This window comes from Variovorax sp. MPBD4-3 (assembly GCF_058809745.1).
Genome location: NZ_JBXASW010000120.1, coordinates 1 through 4,073 on the forward strand (window position 1 = coordinate 1; position 4,073 = coordinate 4,073).

The following is a 4,073-nucleotide window of genomic DNA, read 5'->3' on the forward strand; positions in this document are numbered from 1 at the left end:
CCCCCATCCCTGCCTTCCCCCAAAGGGGGAAGGAGCAACAGCCATGAGCACCCCCCCCTTCGCCACCATCACCTGGCGCGACCGCACCGTGCAGATCGAGTGCGCCTGGATCGCCCCCGAAAAAACCGACGCCCCGCTCATCGTCTTCCTCCACGAAGGCCTCGGCTCCGTCGCCATGTGGAAGGACTTCCCCGCGCAAGTCTGCGAAGCCGCCAACGCGCGAGGCCTGGTGTTCTCGCGCCCCGGCTATGGCCGCTCGACCCCGCGCGCCGACGACGAGACCTGGGACGTCGACTTCATGCACCGCCAGGCGCACGAAGTGCTGCCCGCGCTCTTCGCCGCGCTGAAGCTCGATGGCGAAAAGCCCTGGCTCTTCGGCCACAGCGACGGCGGTTCGATATCGCTGCTGTACGCCTCGCGTTTTCCCGACAAGGTCGAGGGCCTGGTGGTGCTCGCGCCGCACATCTTCGTGGAAGACAAGACCATCGCGAACATCGAGATCGCGCGCACCGCCTACCTGGAAACCGACCTGCCGAAGAAGCTCGGCCGCTACCACGACAGCGCCGACTCGGCCTTCTGGGGCTGGAACCGCATCTGGCTGCATCCGCCATTCCGCGACTGGAACATCGAGGCCGAGCTCGGCGCCATCCGCTGCCCCGTGCTCGCCGTGCAGGGCATCGACGACGAATACGGCACGCTGGCGCAGATCCGCGGCATCGCGGCGCGCGCCGGTGGTAGTTGCGAGCTGCTCGAAATCCCTGAATGCGGGCATTCCCCGCATCGCGATCAGCCGGATCGTGTCATCGTCGCCACCGCTTCTTTCATCACCAAAAACAGGAGACAAACACCATGACCACCATTCGCACCGCACGCCTCGCGCTGACGGCCCTCGCTTTCGCCGCCGCCCTCTGCGGCACCGCCGGCGCCCAGGGCACGGGCAAGCTCAAGGTCGGTCTGATGCTGCCGTACAGCGGCACCTACACCGCGCTGGGCGTGGCCATCGAGAACGGCTTCAAGCTGTACGTGGACGAGCAAGGCGGCAAGCTCGCGGGCCGCGAGATCGAGTACTTCAAGGTCGACGACGAGTCCGACCCCGCCAAGGCCACCGACAACGTCAACAAGCTCATCAAGCGCGACAACGTCGACGTGATCGTCGGCACCGTGCACTCCGGCGTGGCCATGGCCATGGCCAAGGCCGCGAAGGAAAGCGGCACCGTGCTGATCGTGCCCAACGCCGGCGCCGACGCGGTGACCGGCCCGATGTGCGCGCCCAACATCTTCCGCAGCTCGTTCAGCAACTGGCAGCCGGCCTACGCCATGGGCGAAGTGGCGGCCAAGCAGCAGGGCAAGAAGAAGGCGATGACCATCACCTGGAAGTACGCGGCCGGCGACGAGTCGGTCAACGGCTTCAAGGAAGGCTTCGAGAAGAACGGCGGCAAGGTCGACAAGCAGCTCACGCTGCCCTTCCCCAACGTCGAGTTCCAGGCGCTGCTGACCGAGATCGCGGCGGCCAAGCCCGACGCGGTGTACGCCTTCTTCGCGGGCGGCGGCGCGGTGAAGTTCGTCAAGGACTACCAGGCCGCTGGCCTGAACAAGACCATTCCGCTGTACGGCCCCGGCTTCCTGACCGACGGCACGCTCGACGCGCAGGGCGACTCGGCGCAAGGCATGCTGACCACGCTGCACTACGCCGACGGCCTGAACACCCCGCGCGACAACGCTTTCCGCACCGCCTACGCCAAGTCGTTCAAGCTGCAGCCCGACGTGTATGCGGTGCAAGGCTACGACGCCGCGCAGATGCTGGGCGTGGGCCTGAACGCCACCAAGGGCGACATCTCGAAGAAGGCCGAGTTCGCCGCCGCGGTGGAGAAAGCGAAGATCGACAGCCCGCGCGGCGCGTTCACCGTGAGCAAGTCGCACAACCCGGTGCAGGACATCTACCTGCGCAAGGTGGACGGCAAGGAGAACAAGCTGGTGAGCACGGCCATCAAGGGTCTCGCAGATCCGGCCCGCGGCTGCAGGATGTGAATAGGCACACCCCCAGGCTTCGCGCACTTCGTGTCGCTGCGCCCTCCCCCTTGCAGGGGGCGACACCTGCGGCCCGGCAAAGCCGGTTCCGCGGTGTCTCGCGCACTGCATCCTTCCTCAACGATTCCGCCCTGAGAGAACCTCCAACGTGGATTTCGGCACCTTCCTGGTCCAGTGTCTGAACTCGGTTCAGTACGGACTCCTCCTCTTCCTCGTGGCCTCGGGGCTGACGCTGATCTTCGGGATCATGGGCGTCATCAACCTCGCCCACGGCAGCTTCTACATGATCGGCGCGTACATGGCGTTCTCGCTCGCGCCGGTGTTCGGTGACCAGTTCCTGCTGATGCTGGTGGCCGGCGTGGTGCTGGCGGCCGTGTTCGGCTATCTGCTGGAGTGGGCCTTCTTCAGCTACCTCTACCAGCGCGACCACCTGCAGCAGGTGCTGATGACCTACGGGCTCATCCTGGTGTTCGAGGAGCTGCGCTCCATCTTCGTGGGCAACGACGTGCATGGCGTGAAGGTGCCCGCATGGCTCGACGGCAGCTTCGCGCTGGGCAGCGTCATGAGCTATCCGTGGTATCGCCTGTTCGCATCGGCCGCCTGCATCGTGCTGGCCGTGGGGCTGTATTTCGTGGTCAACCGCACGCGGCTGGGCATGATGATCCGCGCTGGCGCGAGCAACCGCGACATGGTGCGCGGCCTGGGCATCGACGTGAAGCGCCTGTACCGCATCGTGTTCGCGGCCGGCGTGGCGCTGGCGGCGCTGGCCGGCATGATCGCCGCGCCCATGTCCTCGGTGTATCCGAACATGGGCGCGAGCGTGCTCATCATCTGCTTCGTGCTGGTGGTGATCGGCGGCATCGGCTCCATCACCGGCGCGCTGGTGGCCTCGCTGCTGGTGGGCTTCGTCGACACCTTCGGCAAGGTGTTCTTCGCGGACCTGAGCGGCATCGGCATCTACCTGCTGATGGCGATCGTGCTGATCTGGAAGCCCGAGGGGCTGATGGGGAGGCGGCCATGAAGCGCGGCGCCTTCCTCCTGCCCGTGGCCTGCGCGATCGCCATCGGCATCGCCGGTCCTTTCATGGGTAACTACGCATCGGACTTCGTCGTGAAGATCATGATCCTGTCGATCTTCGCGCTCAGCCTGGAACTGCTGGTCGGCATGACCGGCCTGGTGAGCCTGGGCCATGCGGCGTTCTACGGCATCGGCGCCTACGTCACCGTGCTGGCGTCGGGCAGCGAAGGCGGCAACTTCGCGCTGCTGCTGCCGCTGGCCATGGGCGCGGCGGCGCTGTATGCGCTGTTCGTCGGCGCGCTGAGCCTGCGCACGCGCGGGGTGTACTTCATCATGGTGACGCTGGCCTTCGCGCAGATGGCCTTCTTCGTGTTCCACGACACCAAGGTCGGCGGCGGCAGCGACGGCATCTACATGTACGTGCGGCCCGCCATCGGCGCGCTCGACATGGAGAACCGTACCGTGCTTTTCTACGTGGTGCTGGCGTCGCTGGTGTTCACCTACGGGCTGCTGGCCCTGATTCGCCGCTCGCGCTTCGGTGCGGCGCTGGCGGGCATCCGCGTGAACGAGCAGCGCATGCGTGCCGCAGGATTCTCGGTGTACGGCTACAAGCTCGCGGCCTTCGTGCTGGCGGGTGCGCTGGCAGGGCTCGCGGGCTTCCTGCTGGCCTCGCGCGACGGCGTGGTCAACCCCGAGCTGATGGCATGGCACAACTCGGGCGAGGTGCTGCTGATGGTGATTCTCGGCGGCCTCGGCCATCTGCGCGGCGCGGTGATCGGCGCCATCGCGTTCACGCTGCTCAAGGAAATTTTCTCGACGCATGCCGTGATGGGTCCGCTGGCCGACCACTGGCAGCTGACGCTGGGGCTGACGATCATCGTGTTCGTGGCGCTGCTGCCCAAGGGCCTGATCGGCCTGGTGCAGCGCCTGTCGCCGAAGGGGGCCGCATGACCCCGCGTTTCTCCCTCCCCTCCCGGGGGAGGGCCGGGGTGGGGGCACGCGGCCTCCAACGCCGCGCAGCATCAAAG

Annotated in this window: 4 protein-coding genes; all 4 read left to right on the forward strand. The window is 66.6% G+C overall.

What is annotated here, in order from left to right; translation table 11 throughout:
- Positions 1 to 43: 43 nt before the first annotated feature.
- Positions 44 to 853: an alpha/beta fold hydrolase gene (locus tag AC1RVW_RS30620; RefSeq protein ID WP_285413756.1), complete on the forward strand. Its 810-nt coding sequence runs from the start codon at positions 44 to 46 to the stop codon at positions 851 to 853.
- A complete protein-coding gene (locus AC1RVW_RS30625; protein WP_493204483.1) occupies positions 850 to 2,028 on the forward strand; it encodes an ABC transporter substrate-binding protein in 1,179 nt (392 codons plus the stop codon). Before AC1RVW_RS30620 ends, AC1RVW_RS30625 begins: the two co-directional genes overlap by 4 nt.
- 148 nt (positions 2,029 to 2,176) lie before the next feature.
- Positions 2,177 to 3,049 carry a branched-chain amino acid ABC transporter permease gene (locus tag AC1RVW_RS30630; protein WP_081267306.1) on the forward strand — a complete coding sequence of 291 codons (873 nt, stop codon included), beginning with the start codon at positions 2,177 to 2,179 and terminating at the stop codon, positions 3,047 to 3,049.
- Positions 3,046 to 3,996 carry a branched-chain amino acid ABC transporter permease gene (locus AC1RVW_RS30635; protein ID WP_106936234.1) on the forward strand — a complete coding sequence of 317 codons (951 nt, stop codon included), beginning with the start codon at positions 3,046 to 3,048 and terminating at the stop codon, positions 3,994 to 3,996. The genes AC1RVW_RS30630 and AC1RVW_RS30635 overlap by 4 nt, the downstream gene beginning before the upstream one ends.
- Positions 3,997 to 4,073: the final 77 nt, after the last annotated feature.